This window comes from Tsukamurella ocularis, assembly GCF_965138335.1.
In the GTDB taxonomy this organism is placed as follows: Bacteria; Actinomycetota; Actinomycetes; order Mycobacteriales; family Mycobacteriaceae; genus Tsukamurella; species Tsukamurella ocularis_A.
Map to the genome: position 1 here is coordinate 181151 of NZ_CBCSDV010000001.1, position 15910 is coordinate 197060.

Annotated in this window: 17 protein-coding genes; 7 read left to right on the forward strand and 10 right to left on the reverse strand. The window is 61.0% G+C overall.

What is annotated here, in order from left to right; translation table 11 throughout:
* Positions 1-128 precede the first annotated feature (128 nt).
* The 4 genes from ACNAYW_RS00900 to ACNAYW_RS00915 form a co-directional block, all read right to left on the reverse strand.
* Positions 129-311 (reverse strand): hypothetical protein, encoded by a 183-nt coding sequence (locus ACNAYW_RS00900; protein ID WP_415847878.1) that lies wholly within the window; start codon positions 309-311, stop codon positions 129-131.
* Positions 298-567, reverse strand: coding sequence for a hypothetical protein (locus ACNAYW_RS00905; protein WP_415847879.1), 270 nt, complete (start codon positions 565-567; stop codon positions 298-300). The genes ACNAYW_RS00900 and ACNAYW_RS00905 overlap by 14 nt, the downstream gene beginning before the upstream one ends.
* A complete protein-coding gene (locus tag ACNAYW_RS00910; protein WP_415847880.1) occupies positions 564-908 on the reverse strand; it encodes a hypothetical protein in 345 nt (114 codons plus the stop codon). Before ACNAYW_RS00910 ends, ACNAYW_RS00905 begins: the two co-directional genes overlap by 4 nt.
* Before the next feature lie 98 nt (positions 909-1006).
* Positions 1007-1582: a hypothetical protein gene (locus tag ACNAYW_RS00915; RefSeq protein ID WP_415847881.1), complete on the reverse strand. Its 576-nt coding sequence runs from the start codon at positions 1580-1582 to the stop codon at positions 1007-1009.
* Between the two features lie 110 nt (positions 1583-1692).
* Here ACNAYW_RS00915 and ACNAYW_RS00920 point away from each other — a divergent pair, with 110 nt between their 5' ends.
* Entirely contained in the window at positions 1693-2271 is a 579-nt protein-coding gene (locus tag ACNAYW_RS00920; RefSeq protein ID WP_415847882.1) for a CYTH domain-containing protein, read from the forward strand.
* 16 nt (positions 2272-2287) lie between these two features.
* Here the strand turns inward: ACNAYW_RS00920 and dgt are convergent, their stop codons facing one another.
* Both dgt and ACNAYW_RS00930 read right to left on the reverse strand, forming a co-directional pair.
* Entirely contained in the window at positions 2288-3700 is a 1413-nt protein-coding gene (gene dgt / locus ACNAYW_RS00925) for a dGTP triphosphohydrolase (RefSeq protein WP_415847883.1), read from the reverse strand.
* Between the two features lie 26 nt (positions 3701-3726).
* Positions 3727-3942: a hypothetical protein gene (locus ACNAYW_RS00930; RefSeq protein WP_415847884.1), complete on the reverse strand. Its 216-nt coding sequence runs from the start codon at positions 3940-3942 to the stop codon at positions 3727-3729.
* 1560 nt (positions 3943-5502) lie between these two features.
* Here ACNAYW_RS00930 and ACNAYW_RS00935 point away from each other — a divergent pair.
* The 3 genes from ACNAYW_RS00935 to ACNAYW_RS00945 all read left to right on the forward strand — a co-directional run bounded on the left by ACNAYW_RS00935 (position 5503) and on the right by ACNAYW_RS00945 (position 7733).
* Positions 5503-5739, forward strand: coding sequence for a helix-turn-helix domain-containing protein (locus tag ACNAYW_RS00935; RefSeq protein ID WP_415847885.1), 237 nt, complete (start codon positions 5503-5505; stop codon positions 5737-5739).
* 66 nt (positions 5740-5805) lie between these two features.
* Positions 5806-7353, forward strand: coding sequence for a GNAT family N-acetyltransferase (locus tag ACNAYW_RS00940; protein WP_415847886.1), 1548 nt, complete (start codon positions 5806-5808; stop codon positions 7351-7353).
* Entirely contained in the window at positions 7353-7733 is a 381-nt protein-coding gene (locus ACNAYW_RS00945) for an ASCH domain-containing protein (RefSeq protein ID WP_415847887.1), read from the forward strand. Before ACNAYW_RS00940 ends, ACNAYW_RS00945 begins: the two co-directional genes overlap by 1 nt.
* Before the next feature lie 27 nt (positions 7734-7760).
* Here the strand turns inward: ACNAYW_RS00945 and ACNAYW_RS00950 are convergent, their stop codons facing one another.
* The gene (locus ACNAYW_RS00950; protein WP_415847888.1) at positions 7761-9377 is read right to left on the reverse strand and encodes an Eco57I restriction-modification methylase domain-containing protein; all 1617 of its coding nucleotides are present in this window, start codon (positions 9375-9377) and stop codon (positions 7761-7763) included.
* Between the two features lie 78 nt (positions 9378-9455).
* Here ACNAYW_RS00950 and ACNAYW_RS00955 point away from each other — a divergent pair, with 78 nt between their 5' ends.
* A complete protein-coding gene (locus tag ACNAYW_RS00955; RefSeq protein WP_415847889.1) occupies positions 9456-10595 on the forward strand; it encodes a hypothetical protein in 1140 nt (379 codons plus the stop codon).
* Between the two features lie 309 nt (positions 10596-10904).
* Here ACNAYW_RS00955 and ACNAYW_RS00960 read toward each other — a convergent pair whose 3' ends face one another.
* From ACNAYW_RS00960 to ACNAYW_RS00970, 3 genes are all read right to left on the reverse strand, one after another.
* Entirely contained in the window at positions 10905-11441 is a 537-nt protein-coding gene (locus ACNAYW_RS00960; RefSeq protein ID WP_415847890.1) for a GNAT family N-acetyltransferase, read from the reverse strand.
* Between the two features lie 187 nt (positions 11442-11628).
* Positions 11629-11997, reverse strand: a complete 369-nt coding sequence (locus tag ACNAYW_RS00965) for a hypothetical protein (RefSeq protein WP_415847891.1) — start codon at positions 11995-11997, stop codon at positions 11629-11631.
* Positions 11998-12182: 185 nt separating this feature from the next.
* Entirely contained in the window at positions 12183-13943 is a 1761-nt protein-coding gene (locus ACNAYW_RS00970; RefSeq protein ID WP_415848203.1) for an N-acyl-D-amino-acid deacylase family protein, read from the reverse strand.
* A 172-nt stretch (positions 13944-14115) separates the two neighbouring features.
* On the opposite strand from ACNAYW_RS00970, the gene ACNAYW_RS00975 reads away from it, so the two are divergent.
* Complete coding sequence (locus tag ACNAYW_RS00975; RefSeq protein WP_415847892.1) at positions 14116-15024, forward strand: alpha/beta fold hydrolase; 909 nt, start codon at positions 14116-14118, stop codon at positions 15022-15024.
* A complete protein-coding gene (locus tag ACNAYW_RS00980; RefSeq protein ID WP_415847893.1) occupies positions 15011-15910 on the forward strand; it encodes a metal-dependent hydrolase in 900 nt (299 codons plus the stop codon). Before ACNAYW_RS00975 ends, ACNAYW_RS00980 begins: the two co-directional genes overlap by 14 nt.

Consider the following 15910-nt stretch of genomic DNA (forward strand, 5'->3'; position numbering starts at 1 on the left):
GCCTACTATGGGGGCACGCGGAGCCCCCGTCAATGACGATTGTGCATTCCACATCACCGACCGGAACGAGGCCGACGGAGAACGAAATACATTGTTGCTCTGCGGGTTCGACCGTTGCATTCAGTACATCAGTGGCGACCGCGCCCGAACCACAGCCGGTAGACCACGAGCACGACGAGCAGCGGCACGATGGCCGGCAACACCGGTTCGATGACCTGCCACCCGACACGGATGGCAACAGCGACGGTCACCACCCCCAGAGCAAGCCCGAAGAGCTTGCCGGGGAGCGGCACCGGCTCACGATCCGCCATGACGATTCCGTGACTCGGTTGACCGATGCGACTGATCCTCTCGCGCCACACGGAGCATCTCGGCGAGAGCGAAGTGGGTCATCGCCCGCAACTTCTGTTCGGCACGATGTTGCTCGCGCCGGATCAGTACGCGTTGACGGCGGGCAGCCGCCTGCCGTCGACGCTCCTGCCGGATCGCGACGAGCGCGAGCCAGGTGATGATTGCCGCTACGACCAACGCGAGTACTGCGATGCACAGGATCAGCATCGTGCTCATCGGGTGACTCGCCTCAGTCGCTGCGCCGTCTCCACGACGACTTCAGCGCTCTGAAGTGCCGTCAGGTCGGCGATGGCCGCCAGACGGCCGGAGGCGTGAGGTGCCATCTGGGCAAGTGCCACCTCAGCCTGCGACAACTGCGCCGTCGCGATGAGTGCCGCAGTGCCGACGTGGTTGATCGCGCGGACACTCTCTTGCTGAATCTCCACCTCGGCGTCGATTCGAGCGAGCTTGTGGCCGGTGTCGGCGTCCAGAGTAGCCAGGCGGTTTCGCTCGTGACGTGAGAGTCTCGCAGGGTGGTAGGTGGCTCTGGCCGAGATGTGTGAGTGATTGAGTGACATAGACATGTCCTTCCGGGGTAGCGGCCAACGCTGGCCGTCGGCCGAGAAGCGACGTGTCCAGTGCTCAGATGGTGGTGGTGACCAGGCGACGTGCCTGGTCAGGGACGACCGATCCTGAAGGCGCCGGACTCGATATCGCGTTCGTACTGGATCGCCCGGTCGAAGCCGTGCCACCAGGCAATGAAGCCGAACATCGTCCGTTCCCGTAGAGGGCGTCCGAGGACTTCGATTGCCGTGTCTTCGTGTTGAGCTAGAGCCTTGAAGACATTGGAGTCGCTGTACATGACGATCCCTTCGTCCGGCCAGAACGTGTCGGTGAGTGTTGGTACGCTCGCGCTAGCGAAGACACGGAACGGAGCAAAGGTCAACCGAACGTAGAGGCTGTGACATGTATCAACGGGTCGTTGATACATGTCAATGCTAGGACGCCCACGCTGTGGGCGCAAGGAGGTGGTGACAGAGTGGCAGATGAGGTGCAAGAGGGTGTACGAGGTGTTCGGAAGCTCTTGGAGTCGCCCGACTACGCCAAGAGTGCGCGGGAGCGTCAAGGAGAGCTCCTCGAGCGCATTCGGCAGTTGGACGTTCTGCTGGCGACGACGCAACGGGACCTGCAGGCAGTGATTGACGAAGCCCAACGCCAGGGGGCGACGTGGCGTGCGATCGGCGAAGCTCAAGGAATCTCCGCGCAAGCCGCGCAGCAGCGAGCTGCACGCTATCGTCACAGGAGGGAGTGACAGTAGTCACATCCTTTCGTCTGCATGAAGAGAATTAGGGTGCAACGGAGATGGACAAGCCGCACTACGAGCGCGAACGGCGCTTCATCGTGGAAGACAAATCGATTATTCGACAGGCGCCTTGGGAGTATATTGAACAAGGATATGTCTGGGCTATAGACGGGTATGCCATCCGGGCGCGCGTGATCCAGGATCCAGTGCGAGACGCTGGTGAACATTCCCTCGTCGATAGACAGGGGGTGGTGACAGCGAAAGGGCCACGAATCGGCGATGAGCGCGAAGAGTACGAGGTCAACACAACTGTTGCTTTCGCACGAGAGATAGTCTCGCGCAGCGATTTTGTCATCCGCAAAAGGAGGTACCATGTTATCGATCCGGAAACGGAGCAGACATGGGACATTGACGAGTTCCTCGATGAAAACGAGGGATTGCTCATTGCAGAACTGGAAGCTGGTAAAGGTCCAGACGAGGACGATTTAAACGCGCTACGCGAGCTTCCAGTGCCAAAATGGGCTTACCGCGAGGTCACGTCAGATAAGAGATTCAACAATGAGAACCTGGCTGACACCCCTGTCTCAAGGTGGGAGAATCCTGAAGACTGGAAGCCTTCCTCGCCGTGGGACTGGTGAGCTGCACGGATCATTCTCAGCGGCACATATCGTGATAGTAGGATTCGACGTCGTTCTCAGTCATTGATGCGACGAAATCAATAACTGCGCGTCCCATTGACCCCCGTGGGTTGTCCGGATATAGCCCCCGGCCGTTGTTGGCCTTCGCGTAACTGACAACCAAGTCACCTAATTGCTGAGGTAGCCGTCGTCGCAGGATGTAGCTCTCACCGCTCTTAGTTTCCTTGGTGACTTCGGCAGTCCATGCCGCCAATTCCTCAGCCACGGCTGTAAGCCGCCGCTTCTGTCCCCGCTGAATTCGGACGAGATCAGGGTCGTCTATTACGTAGTACCAGGTTAAGAGCTTGAGTATTTCGATCGCACCTACCCATGTACGGTTGGGATCGAGATTGCCATCGGAGTCGATGGTGGTTTTGTCGGTTGCCTGAGTGATTATTCGCGATGTCATTCGCCCCAGTGATGCAGCCGTGTCAGCGCTTCCTGGGACTATGCGTGCGGGGAGGTGAAGAAGTAACTTGCGAAACAGTTTGAAGCTTTCGGGGAAATCGATATTCTTTTTGGAGAGCTTGATTTGAGCGTAATTCTTGAACTCCTCGACTTCTTCCCAACTCACGGGCTTAAGTGCACTGTCGTGCCTCAGCAGGCTGAGGGGGATGCGCCCATTTGCACCGAAGTCTTCGATGTCATGAGTGGCGTAGGTGATGTCGTCGGCCCAGTCCATAATCTGCGCTTCGAGCGTCGGCCTTGCCCCGTTGAGCAGAGGCTGAACCTTCGCTTGAAAGTACCGGGAATCCGGGGCGATATAGCCAAACTTTCCAGCTTCATTTTTGTCTTTTGGGCCCTGACCAATGGCGAAAGGATATTTCACGGTGGATGCGAGCGACTTGTCTGTCAGCTCAAGTGATATCATGGGGTCGAAATCTTCGTCATCGTCGGTCGCCTTCGGGCGTACGGGACGCCTCCGCGCCAGTGACGTGAGTACTCTAAATGTCTGAGCGTTCCCCTCGAAGCCGTCTTCGAGGCCATGCGTTTCAGCTAGCTTGCTAAGTACCTTCTCGCCAAGATGACCGAACGGTGGGTGCCCAATGTCATGAGCTCGGCCGGCAAACTCGGCGACATCGGGGTCAAGATTGAGTACTACGGACTCGTAGTCGAGTTCGGCCGCGAATTGATCTCGACTACGGGTGAGGAGGTACTGTGTCATCCGACGTGCGACCTGTCCGACTTTCAAAGAATGAGTCAGACGATTGTGCACTAGTCCGTACTCGCCGGACTCCGCGACGGATAGCGATGCAACCTGAGTAATTCCGGATAATCTGCGAAAATAGAGTGTGTACAAGAGGCGGTCTAAGTCGCGTTCGTAGACAGACCGTGTATCTTTGTCAGGCGAGGAGAGCGACCTGTTATTCGACGCTGCATCATCTGTCACTGGTCGCCCTCCCCGAGTCGCTTGACTTAGTTGTCGTCCAGCGACAGTACTACCGTGAGTGCGTGGTTGTACCCAATTCGCGGATCAGCGGTTGCGATGGCTTCCGCTAGCTGGGCCGGGTTCTCGATCGGGTCGTACCGGCTGTCGCGCATGAGGTTGTCGGCGGCGACGTACGCTCTGTTGTAGCGCTCCTCGTCGCTGAGTTCTTCAACGATCGGCGACTCTAGAGTTGGTGTTGGCATGGACTGCTCCCGTTGGGTGTGATGTCCTCTTTCCATGGTAGGCGATTCTCCATTAACTATATAACGGTATAATTATACACTATTCTGCATATAGCTACCGGAGTTCCACCTGGTACTAGAGGTTACGCGGCACCACTGACAGTCACGAAGGGACCGCGCCGAATACGACAGCGGTCGTCGCGTAGGTCGCCTAATTTGGCTGGTCACGGCCTCGTTCGTTCGCGAGCACCCACACCATCGCCACCCCAGAATCCGGCATCAACCACCCATCCAGCGCGACAGACACTGTGCGGTCGGGCACCGTCTCGGGCATACTCATGAACCGTGGCCGCTTGCTGCTCGGGAAGAACGGCAGCACCCTCACCTGCTCGATCGGAGCGTCCGTGTAGTCCAGCTCCACTGCCAGCCCACGGCTGGGCTGTTCGATGTCGATGTTCAGCAGGTGTCCGTGCTGCCGCGTAAGCGTGCGGTAGGTGTACGAGACGACCACGGGCGCTCGTCGTTCAACGGCTGCTTCGCCGAGTTCTACCGTGTACGTCTGGCTGCGGCCATGGGTGCTGCGACGGATCGACCGTTCCTCGCCGTCGACGGTGAAGCGCACCAGCTCGAACGCTTCACGATCCCCGCCGTCGATCTGCCCGTCCGGCCGGAAGTACCACGCTGACGTGTTGCCGCCGTCTTCGACCGCATCGCGGTAGGCGCTCTCGTCTGACACGCACGTGAAGTGACGGACGGCGTGTGCGGGTACGACTGTGTACTCCCATGTGGTGGTGACGACGAACATCGGCGTCGTCGGCGTGGGGCGGCCTTTGNCCCCCCCACTAGGTATACCTAGTGGCGATAGATGGAGTGACACCCGTGTTTCGAACCAACGTTCGGTGGATTGCACGGCTTGGTCACGGATGTCTTGGTACAGCTCACGAGCGAACTGTTCGTCCTCGAGCCGGATCGCCAAACTGTTCTCAATGATCGTGTCGAGGGTGGCCGGCGTTGCGACCCGTGCCAGTTCGGCAGGCTCGAAGGCGAACCCTTCGATGACCGCGCGGCGCATCTCGGGTGCCTCTTCGCGGAGTATCCGGCGGAACCGCTCGTCGTCGGCTGCGTCCTTGTCGCGGCTCATCTGCGCGTCGATCAGGATGGCGAGCGCCGCACCGAAGAGCCCTGCTGCCGTCTCTGCCCAGACGAATCCGCGGAGGGCCACAAGCGCGGGAGTGTGGTCGACCAAGGTGCTGAACCACGCTACGCTGATCGAGGCCACTATGAGCACTATCGCCAGAAGCAGGCGTTTGACGTGCACGATTCGGTTGAGCAGGTCTTGCATATTCAAATTTAGTGTAACAAATAGCTCATGGTTTGGATAGATAGAAGCGGCGGCACACCCACCTGGGTGCACCGCCGCCGTACGTGACGCCTACGGGTCAGTTCCCGCCGCCACCGAGTACTACGTTGCCGCCGCCTCCCATGGTCTTCACCTCCTGCCGATGGGTGCGCCCGCCGAACTGGGACGCGTAGAAATATCCTAAATTGGGATACTGACGGGCGCAAGGTGGGCTGACCTGTGTGGAGAAGTCGATCCATACCGCCGAGTACCAGCGTCTCTGTGCGCTGCTGAGGCAGCTGCGGATCGATGCTGGCCTCACCCAGGTGCAAGTGGCCGAGCGGCTCGGCGAGCCACAGTCGTTCGTATCGAAGTACGAGTCCGGTGAGCGACGGCTGGACGTGATCGAGCTGAAGCATGTGGTGGAGGCGCTGGGTACCTCGCTTGAGGATGTCGCGCAGAGCATCTCGGCGCGATGAACAGAAAGCTCGGATCGCTCGGCGTGGTGTGACAACCGGACGCTACTGGTGCGACATACTGCCACTGTGACGGCTGGGGGTGATGAGACGCAGGGTGGCGCTCGACGCTTCCTTATCGATACCAACGTCTTTATCGCGCTTGAGCCGTACGCGGGGTCAATCGAGCCGGGTCAAGCTCCCGCAGCGGAGTTCGTCCGTCTCGCTGCCAAGCAAGAGCATAAGGTCTACCTGCATCCAGCCAGTCGTGATGAGCTAAGCGAGGGGCTGAATAGAGACAGGGCGACCCAGCGTCTCGCTGAGTTTGCGAAGTATCTAACCCTGGACGAAGCACCAATCAGTGCGGCTCTGCGGGCCGCAGCCGGTGACAGTAAGGTAGGCACGAACGATCATCGTGACCTGCGGATTCTCGCGGCACTGGCCGCAGGCGCGGTACATCACCTCGTCACAGACGACAGGCTGCTCAGAAAACGAGCCGCCCGAGCAGGACTTGCTGACTATGTTCTGACGGTTGCAGACGCCGCGGCTTTGCTTGCCGATCTGGAGCCGGGGGTCGTACCCCCACCTCCGATGGTCGATGAGATTGTGGCCTATGCCTTAGACAAGGACCAGGAAATATTTGATAGCCTCCGTCTCGAATATGACGGTTTCGACACGTGGCTTTCGGAAAAGGTTCAGAAAGGTTTTGAAGATCGACGCTGTTTAGTCATCAAGGACGACGACGGCACATATGCGGCGATCGCCATTATTAAGAAACGGGAAGATGACTGCGAGTATGCGGCGCTCAAGGATCCTGTCTCGAAGATATCGACATTCAAGGTCATGTCCAAACATCGCGGTAGCCGTTACGGCGAGCTCTTGCTGAAGGCGGTGATGTTGTCTCAACGTCTAGATGGAGTAGCGAGCAGCTACGTTGAGATACTACCATCTCATCCTGACCTGGTCTCCTTTCTTAAAGAATTTGGATTTGAGGTTGTTGCGACTTCCTCCGGGAAGGGCGAGTTGGTCGCGGCGAAGTATTACGAACCGCTCCCGGGTGACGAAAACAGCCTCGATGCGTTCGAGTATCATCGACGGTTCGCCCCGTCTGCAATATCGCCGAAGTCGAAGTTCTTCATTGTGCCGATTCGGCCGACGTGGCACGAACAGCTGTTTCCTGAATCAATCTATCGTGAGAGGGTCGGTGAGCAACTTAAGCTCGGTCCTCCGCTTTCGACGCACCCATGGGGCAATGCGCTTCGGAAGGCGTATATCGCGAACTCGAACATCGAGAAGATTCGAAGAGGTGATGTCCTCCTCTTCTACCAGTCCGGCACCCTACAGACAGTGATGGCGGTAGGTGTCGTCGAGTCCACTCTCAGAAGCTGGAATCATGATGAAGTGCTGAGTCTCACAGGCGGCAGGACCGTGTATAGCCACGAAGATGTCAGAGCCCTATGCCAGCATCAGAACGGTGCACTGGTGATCCTGTTCCGCCAGGACAGGCTACTTGAAGATGAGATCGGACTCGGAGAGCTGAAGGCGGCGGGAGTTTTACGACAGCCCCCGCAAACTATTGCCGAGGTCAAGGGAGAGGGCTTGAATTGGATACGTCAATTTCTCAACGTGCCGCAGTGATGTCTATTCATCCGCAGTACGCAGCCGCGATCATGTCTGGGAAGAAGAGGATCGAGTTTCGGAAGCGGCGACTTGCGCCAGATATATTGACCGTGTGGGTTTATGCGACGTCACCGGTGCAAGCGGTCGTGGGAACTTTTCAGATTCGTGAAGTAGTCGAGTTGTCTCCACGTCTGATGTGGCGTCGGTACGGCGCTGATGGGTGTATAGATAAGCGGGCATATGATGCCTACTATAAACATCATAAAACCGCAGTAGGCCTGGTTATCGAGTCCTTCCTTCCTTTGGACACGCCTATCGCGTTGGGCGAACTGCTGCCAAGTGGTGTGCCACCCCAGAGCTTTGCGTATGTATCTGAGAGAATGCCTGCATCTGTCTAGCTCGACAGCAAATGAAGACCGCTACATTTAGGTAGATGCAGCTCGGTCGAGACGACGCCGTAGCAAGAGCTCGCGTGCGGAACGCGCTGAGTCTAGGAGCTCTCCCGCGAGCTCCGGAATATCGCTCGTTACAAGTTCGTCGGTGATCTCGACGAGCTCCTCGCTGTCTTGCCCGTGCAATTCGCGCACCAAGGTATCGAGACGCGAAAAAGTAGACTCGTCAACAGGAGCTAGAGGTAACAATAACGAAGCGACTTCGGACGGAACGAGCTCCAGCACTCCTCCGCCGAAGCTGCGTCCCGCAATTTCTGCGCTCAGTAACGTGAATGTGTTGTGAAATGAAGCCACTATGTCATGCTCGCGTCCAACGTAGGCAGGGAGGGGCGAACCTTGGTAAATGGTGTCTGTTGTTACCGCCAGTGCGTCGTTTGCGATGAGACGCGGATAGAGGTGGGAGCGTTTGGAGAGAAGAACTGTGCCAGGCTTAACGATCGGTACCCGGTACCAGGGAGAGCGGATCCTGCACTTGTATCGCTTGTGCAGCTCACGTTCCTCGCCTATCTCGATGTACGCGGAAGCGTGTGCGCTACCTTCCGGAGTCTGCCGTGCTTCGCTAAAGTCAAGAATTCTTGCAGGAAGCCCACGAAGACGATTTTCTTCGATGTCCTCATCGGTCAGACGAAGACCCTTCGCTTGTCTCGCCCGCGCCAGTAGTGGCAGTGTCCAGTTTTGGAGATGATACTGGATTACGATGTCGTCCGTAACAGAAAAGAAGTCATTGGCTCCGGTTACGGTAGCTACTCCGAGTTTTGCGACGTCGCCAAATCTCTTGAGTTTACTAAGCGTCTGTATGTGCGAAATCGCATCGACATGACTCGGGCGAAGCAGTAGATGGGTCCAGGTCGGCGGCGTTGCGTCGACTAGGTGTGTCCATGATTCGCGGATTATATGGTCGTAAACCTCCACCTTACACTCACCAGCGAGCTGTGATGAAACACGCCCACTGAGGATAACCACTTCTTGGAGAACGTTCGGAAATGAGCGCGCGCCGAAGAGGTCGATACGAAGCCGATCGGTGCGCTGAACAAGATAGGTACGAACGACTTTGGCAGAGACTCCTGTCAAGAACTCGGCCGGAACGACGAACGAGAAGGCACCCCCGTCAGTGAGCTCTGAGAGCGCCTTGAGAAATACCGGAATCCAAAGGTTGGACACTCTACCTATCGGCGTATCACCCACTGCGAGGTTGCGTGAAGCGGCGACGTCCGCATCAGCAACGAATTGAAACCGCAAGAATGGCGGATTGCCAATTGCGACGTCGTAATCACGTAGAGCACGATGTTGAAGATAGCTCCCCGATCGTACTGTTCCCTCGAGGCTGGCCTGTTCGAGGGCGCTGCGCGACTTGGAGGCTTCCTCTGGCACCAACTCGCTCGCGTACACGTGGGCTACGAGCCGACCTGCATGATGGCGTGCGAGCCCGCGAATGAACGCTCCGTCACCTGCGGATGGCTCCAGCACCGTCAGCTCAGACCGTCCGTCGGCCAGCTCCAGCGCTCGATCTAGGCACAGGTCTACGAGTGCATCAGGAGTGTAGAACCCGCCGCGCAGCTTGGAAGCGCTCACCTCGTCATAGGTCTTCACCAGGCCGATTGTGTCAGGTGTCGGTGTCAGAAGCGACTCCACGACAAAAGTGTCGGGCGGTTGCGTCAGAATGTCTAGGTGCACCTAACCTTCCATGGCCAGCCGTGGTCAACCGGCCGCAACCTAGACGACTACTTCGAAGAGATCACTGACTGGGCCGATGGGCCCGTTCACCTGGTCTGTGTCACTGCGTGGGCAAGGAAAGCCGGGCTGACGTTGGCGCGTCCCTGCTTCGAGCGCATCCGCGAGAGCGGCGGTTCAGTGGAGCTCGTCGTGGGCATCGATGAAGGGGGCGCTACACGACAGGGGCTTGAGCTGGCGATGGACGTGGCTGACCGCGTCGGTGTATTCCATGACCCGTCAAGCCGAACATTTCACCCTAAGGTATACATCGCGAGTTGCGGAGAAAGACGTCTCCTGTATCTGGGGTCCAACAACTTGACTGCCGGAGGGGTGCACTTCAACTATGAGGCAGGCGTTAAGGTAGCGCTCGATGCTGCCGACGTAGAGGTCGGAGCGGACTTAAATACGTGGCTGGACAAGATTCGTGAAGATCGAGACTGTTACAGAGAACTGACACCGCAGCTCTTGGAGAAATTGGTCGAAGACCCTCGCTATCAAATCGGTGAGGAGTCTTTCCATGAGTCTTCAGGATCAGCTGGCATAGAACCTGCGGAGCGACACCCGGTTTTCGCCAAGAGCTCTTCGCCGAAGAGGGGCGCGAGGAGCAGGGGGCGTAGCCTTGTTGGCGAGAAGGGGAAGGCTGCGGGACCCAAGTCGAACTTGGGTCCCGTGCAGATGAGGTGGTCAAAGAGGCTCGCTCGTACGGATGCCCAACAGACGCCCTCGAATACCTCGCCTACGGGCAACCTGCGACTGTCGAAAGCGCGACATAGCATTGATCACAAGTCTTTCTTCCGGGACGAATTTTTCGGCGATTGCGATTGGCACGACGATGATAAGGTTCCGGGCCAGGAGTTCGCTGAGATTTCGATTCGAGTGATGCTAGGCGACCAAGATTTGGGCGACATGACGTTTCGGATCGACCATAACACAGCTCGAATATCTGGTCAGAACAACGTGCCTACTGTCCTGAAGTGGGGGCCGATGAATGGAATTCTCAGGGCGACGAGCTACATCGACTACTGGGTACTCCTGGAGAAGCGCAGCGAGGGATTCCTTCTGTCTATTCAGGAAAGTGACCCTGAGACGACCTAGCAGAAGGTGTGAATCTGTACCGCTCCGTAGGCATCGGTTGTTACTCGATGTCTGACTGGTTTCAGGTGCATTTCGCCACTGCAATTGGGCACGCCTCGCTCAATCTGACGCAGGGTGTGAGGCAAGAAGTTGCTGCGTCTCACTACTGATGTTCGAATACCATAGCGTTCCCTCCGCAGGTCGGAGGGGGCTCGGGGCGAGTCGTAGGGCTCGCCCCGTGCCATTTCCCCACGTTTGCCCCACCGCGCCGTTCACCCGAGGGAGCGAAGCTCCTCGCCACCTGTCGATCCGCGGCATCCGAGACCTGACCTACTGCACTGGTCGAGGAATGCGGAACAGCCGACTGGTGCGGACGCTACCGTCCTTTCTGATCTTGTCGGGCTCAAGTAATGGGGAGCGCTCGACTGCTCCGGGGAGTTTGAGGATCGCTGCGGCGGAGCGTCCGTTGCGCTCATCCGTGCGGAACTGCACCCACTGCGCGCCCGCATCGAATGCTGCGCCGAGCATCGCCGCCTTGACCACCGTGTTGACGCCCGAGCCCCACTCAGAAGGGGTGTAGAGCGTGGCTCCGATCTCCACTCCCTGCGGGTCGGTCGGGTCGAGGAAGTAGGACGATGTACCGACCACTCCGCCGTGCGCTCGGACTACCAGTACCTGCCTGGTCGCCGCGTCGCCGGCGAAGATGGCGAGAAGTTCTGTGGGTGTCCTGGGCTGCGGTCCTGGGATGTGCGCCCACACCTGCTCATGTGCGAGGGCTGCACACAGCTCCTCGGCGTCTTCGACGGCGAAGGCGGTGACTTCGGCACCTGATGACGGAGCGGCGGACACGTCGATAGGCAACCTCATGGAGTCAGACGGTATGTGTGCTTAGCACCACGCGGAAGTATTTCGCTCAGCTACCTGTTGTCACCCGCTTGCGGCGGACTGAAGAGGGCAGCGCGCGCATCAGGTCCGCGCGGATCTCGGGCCGCAGGTCCGGTGCGCTCCGCGCACTGGGATGTGATCCGCGCGACCGACAGCTGTCCACCGCTGTTCAGCCGCGTGCCTGGATTCCGTTGCGACCGGGGCACAGGCAGTCCCGCGACATCTCGATCTTGGTGACGTTGCTTCCCACGAAGTAGACGCGATCCGACTGATCGGCGGCGGACCACACCATCTCCTCGCCCGCGAACATCCGGACGCTGAACGTGAGGTTTCCGGCCTCGCTCTCCGCCCAGAGCCGGACGTTGTGCGCGGGGTGCCCGGGGGTGAAGTAGACGGTGGTTCCCACTCCCGGGTCCCGGAACTCGAAGTTCGCGCCGCGACCGTAGGTGATCGTCTCCGCGGACGCCGTGGCGCCCAGAGTGGTGCCGGCCAGGACGGACAGGGCGAGCGCGGCGCCGATTCGAGTGGACTTGTTCATGGCTTCCCATCGTGTGGCGAGGTGGTGCCCGGTGTAAGGCATCGAGCTTCACGCCCTACCGGTCCTGCTGTGATCAGGTGCGGCACGGTCCCCGCGCCCTCGCCGATGAGGTTCCTGCACACCGCTTGCGGCGCAGTTGGGCGACGCTTGTACCCCTCGGGTGCGCCGCGCTCGCGTCCGCAGCGTCAGGACTGCGCCGCCGTCGCCGGGAGGAAGCCGCCCGTGCCCCAGGTGTCACCGAGCCCCTCGGCGAACTCGCCGTCGCGGTAGACCACCTTCCCGCTGATGACGGTGGCGGAGACTGCCCCGGCATCGCGGTTGATCATGCGGCGCAGGCCGCCGTACTCGGTGACGGGGGCCTCGTCGAGCTCGTGCACGGAATGGTCCAGCCTCGCGGGATCGATGATCGCGATGTCGGCGCGATCGCCCGGGCGGAGGTGTCCGGCGTCGAGGCCGTACCAGTCCGCGGGCTCGCCCGTGAGCCGATGGATCGCGCGCTCGATCGAGAGGAAGGGCTTGCGCGTGGCCTGCGCCGCTCGCACCCGCGCGAGGAGCTGCAGGTGGTAGTTGTAGAAGGCCATGTTGCGCAGGTGGGCGCCGGCATCCCCGAATCCCATGTGCACGCTCTTGTTCCGTGCCAGCTTGTCCAGGTACTTCGGCCGGTGATTGGCGATGGTCGTGCGCCAGCGGAGCGCCTTCCCGTGCTCGATGACGAGATCGAGGAAGGCGTCCACGGGATGGATGCCGCGCTCACGGCCGACCTGACCGAAGCTCTTGCCGTTCAGATCCGCTTCCGGGCAGGAGATGATCGTGGCGTCGAAGAGATTGCGGTGCCAGATCTTCGGGGAGAGCTTGTTCTCGTAGTCGCGGCGGAACCAGCGGCGGTACTCCTCGGACTGGAGGAGCTCGTTGCGTTCGATCTCGTCCTTGATGTCGAGGGCCGCCGCCCCGGAACCGAACTCCTCGAAGACCACGAGATCGATGCCGTCGGCGTAGACGGTGAACGGCACGGGTAGGTGCTGCCACTGGAAATCGCTGCGCAACAGTCGGTTCAGGATCGGTGCCCCGTACATCATGAAGTACACCAGGGGCGGGTAAGCTTTCGAGTCCGCCGCCGCGAGCAGCGAGACCTTGAGGCGCTTGCGGTGCAGCAGGCTGGACGCGGCCAGGAAGAACTTCGGCAGGTTCGGGGTCAGGGAGACCTCCGGCGTCGACTGCAGGATCCGGCCGCGACGCCGGAGAACCGAGTTCAGGCGGCGGAACTCCTTTCCCTTGACGAACGTCGTCGGCAGCGAGCGCGAGCGGTACAGGTCACCGTCGAGCTTGTCGATCCAGTTGGTCGTCGCGGACATCCCCAGGAATCCGGCGTCCAGCGCCTCCTCGAGCGCCCGGACCATCTCGTCGACCTCGTCCGCGGTGGGCACCGCCTTCTCGTCGACGGCGCGGTCCATGCCCATCGTCGCGATGCGCAGGTCCGAGCCGCCGAGGAACGCGGCGACGTGGGGGCCGAGTTTGAGGGTATCGACGGACTTCGCGTACTCGGCCGGCGAGGACCACGTCCGATGCTCGTCGAGGGCGCCGATCACGATGTCCCGAGGGACCGCCTCCACCCGACTGAAGATGTCCGCGCACTCGGTGTTCGAGGCCATGATCGTGGTGAGGGAGCAGTTGCCGATGATCACGGTGGTGACGCCGTGCCGCACCGATTCGGTCAGTGCCGGGGCCACCAGCATCTCGACGTCGTAGTGCGTGTGCGTGTCGACGAAGCCGGGCATGACCCACTTGCCGTGCGCGTCGATCACCTCATCGGCGTCGGCCGGCTCCAACGGGCTCGAACTGATGTCGACGACCCGTCCGTCGCGCACCGCGATGTCCGCGGTACGGGGACTGTTGCCGGCACCGTCGAACCAGATGCCGTCGCGGATGAGGAGGTCGTAGCGGGCCATGTCGTCTCCGATCGCCATGCTTGCATGCATGGAGTGCGGTGGTGCCGAGGGCAGGGTTTCAGGGTGGATCTAGCTGCAGATATCGGATGTCCACCTTGACTTCCCTTCGGCCTGTCGACTAAAACCATGCAACAGTGCATGGGAATATTCAAGTCCGAAGGAGGTGGTGGCGATGATCGTCGCGGATGTCGCTACGGTGCGTCGCGCATCGGCCGACCTGGGGCTGCTCACCTGGGGGACCCCCGGCGATCCGCTGGTGCTGCTGCTCCACGGCTTTCCGGACAGCGCCCATACGTGGGACCGGCTGGGGCCGGAGCTGGCCGCGCACGGCCGGTACGTGGTGGCGCCCTTCACGCGTGGTTACGCCCCGAGCGGCCTGGCGCGGGACGACGACTACTCGCTGCTGAGCCTGATCGATGACGTGGTCGCCGTGCACCGCTGGGCCGGCGGCGATGCGCGGGCGGTCCTCATCGGGCACGACTGGGGTGGCGCGATCGCCGATGCCACGGCCGCCGCCCATCCCGACCTGTTCGAACGGGTCGTCCTGATCGCGATCCCTCCGCTGCCGGCGATTCTCGCCCTGCGCCGCCCCGCGCACCTCCGCGCCGCGATCCGCCAGCTCCCGCGCAGCTGGTACATGCCCGTGCTGAACGTTCCGCTTCTCTCGGACCTCCTGGGACGCAGACTGATCGACCGCCTGTGGAGCTCGTGGCGGCACTCCCCGGATCGGGACGCGCGGGGTAACGCTCATGCGGCGCTGCCGGATCGGCGACGGCGGCGGGCCGCGTTCAGCTACTACCGCGCACTGTGGAACCCGTGCTTCCATCGTCGCCGGAGCGAACTGCCGCGGCAGTGGAACCTGCTGCGTTCCAGGAGATCCGTTCCCACGCTCCTCATCCAGGGCGCGGACGACTCCTGCGGCCTCGCCTCCACCAGCGCGCACGCGCTCGACCACCTGCCGCCGGGCAGCGAACGCGTGGTGGTCCCGGACTCCGGCCACTTCGCGCACCTCGACCAGCCCGACGCGATCTCGCGCTGCATTCTCGGCTATCTGAAAGGTACGTCCCGTGATCACACGTAAGCGACCGCGCTTCCCGATGGACGCGCTCGACATCGGCCCACTGCAGCTCAAGGCGCGGGAGGTCGAGTTCGACCTGAGCGAGACGCCGCTGCACTGGATTCCCGGAGAGCCGGCGGCGTCGCACTGCGTCAGTGCCTACCACCTCCTGTTCCCCGAGGTCGAGCGGTTCTTCATCGCCGCCTTCCGCGAGGCCCTCCCGGACATCGAGGACGCCCGCCTCCGCGAGGACGTCCTCGGCTTCATCGGCCAGGAGACGATGCACGCCAACGCGCACGAGGATTCCCTCGACGACTTCTTCCTCCGGAACGGCATCGACCCGGAACCGCTGCTCGAGCAGGCCAGGTTCGTCCTCGACCGCCTGCTCGGGCAGCGCGAGTTCCGCAACGCGAGCGCGGCGCGCCGGCACCTGGTCTTCCGGCTCGCCGTCACCGCGGCGCTGGAGAACTTCACCGCCTTCCTCGGCCATTTCGTCCTGAACTGCGCCTGGGACGAGCGCGGTGCCGACCCGAACATGGTGGCGCTGTTCCGCTGGCACGGAGCCGAGGAGATGGAGCACCGTAACGTCGCCTACGACGTGGCGATGTACTTCGACCCCCGCTACAGCCGCCGGGTGATCACGATGCTGATGACGTTCCCGCTGACCGTGTGGCTCTCATGCCGATTCATCTGGTACCTGGTGCGGCACGACCCCGCGGCACCGCAGTCGCGCCTGCGGGTCCTCTGGCACGCGATCCGGGCCGGACGCCGCGGGTTGCTGCCCTCGTTGACGACGATCCTGGGCTCGGCCCTGGACTACCTGCGCCCCGGGTTCCGCCCCGACGACACCGGGTCCATGGCCCAGGCGCTGTCGTACCTGGCCACCATCGAGCCCCGTCGGGCGAGCTGA

Coding starts and splice junctions, on each gene's coding strand:
- ACNAYW_RS00960 (WP_415847890.1), bottom strand. CDS start 11,441: ATGAGGTTGCCTATCGACGTGTCCGCCGCTCCGTCATCAGGTGCCGAA.
- ACNAYW_RS00970 (WP_415848203.1), bottom strand. CDS start 13,943: ATGGCCCGCTACGACCTCCTCATCCGCGACGGCATCTGGTTCGACGGT.
- ACNAYW_RS00945 (WP_415847887.1), top strand. CDS start 7,353: ATGTCTATTCATCCGCAGTACGCAGCCGCGATCATGTCTGGGAAGAAG.
- ACNAYW_RS00965 (WP_415847891.1), bottom strand. CDS start 11,997: ATGAACAAGTCCACTCGAATCGGCGCCGCGCTCGCCCTGTCCGTCCTG.
- ACNAYW_RS00905 (WP_415847879.1), bottom strand. CDS start 567: ATGAGCACGATGCTGATCCTGTGCATCGCAGTACTCGCGTTGGTCGTA.
- ACNAYW_RS00975 (WP_415847892.1), top strand. CDS start 14,116: ATGATCGTCGCGGATGTCGCTACGGTGCGTCGCGCATCGGCCGACCTG.
- ACNAYW_RS00910 (WP_415847880.1), bottom strand. CDS start 908: ATGTCACTCAATCACTCACACATCTCGGCCAGAGCCACCTACCACCCT.
- ACNAYW_RS00920 (WP_415847882.1), top strand. CDS start 1,693: ATGGACAAGCCGCACTACGAGCGCGAACGGCGCTTCATCGTGGAAGAC.
- ACNAYW_RS00900 (WP_415847878.1), bottom strand. CDS start 311: ATGGCGGATCGTGAGCCGGTGCCGCTCCCCGGCAAGCTCTTCGGGCTT.
- ACNAYW_RS00930 (WP_415847884.1), bottom strand. CDS start 3,942: ATGCCAACACCAACTCTAGAGTCGCCGATCGTTGAAGAACTCAGCGAC.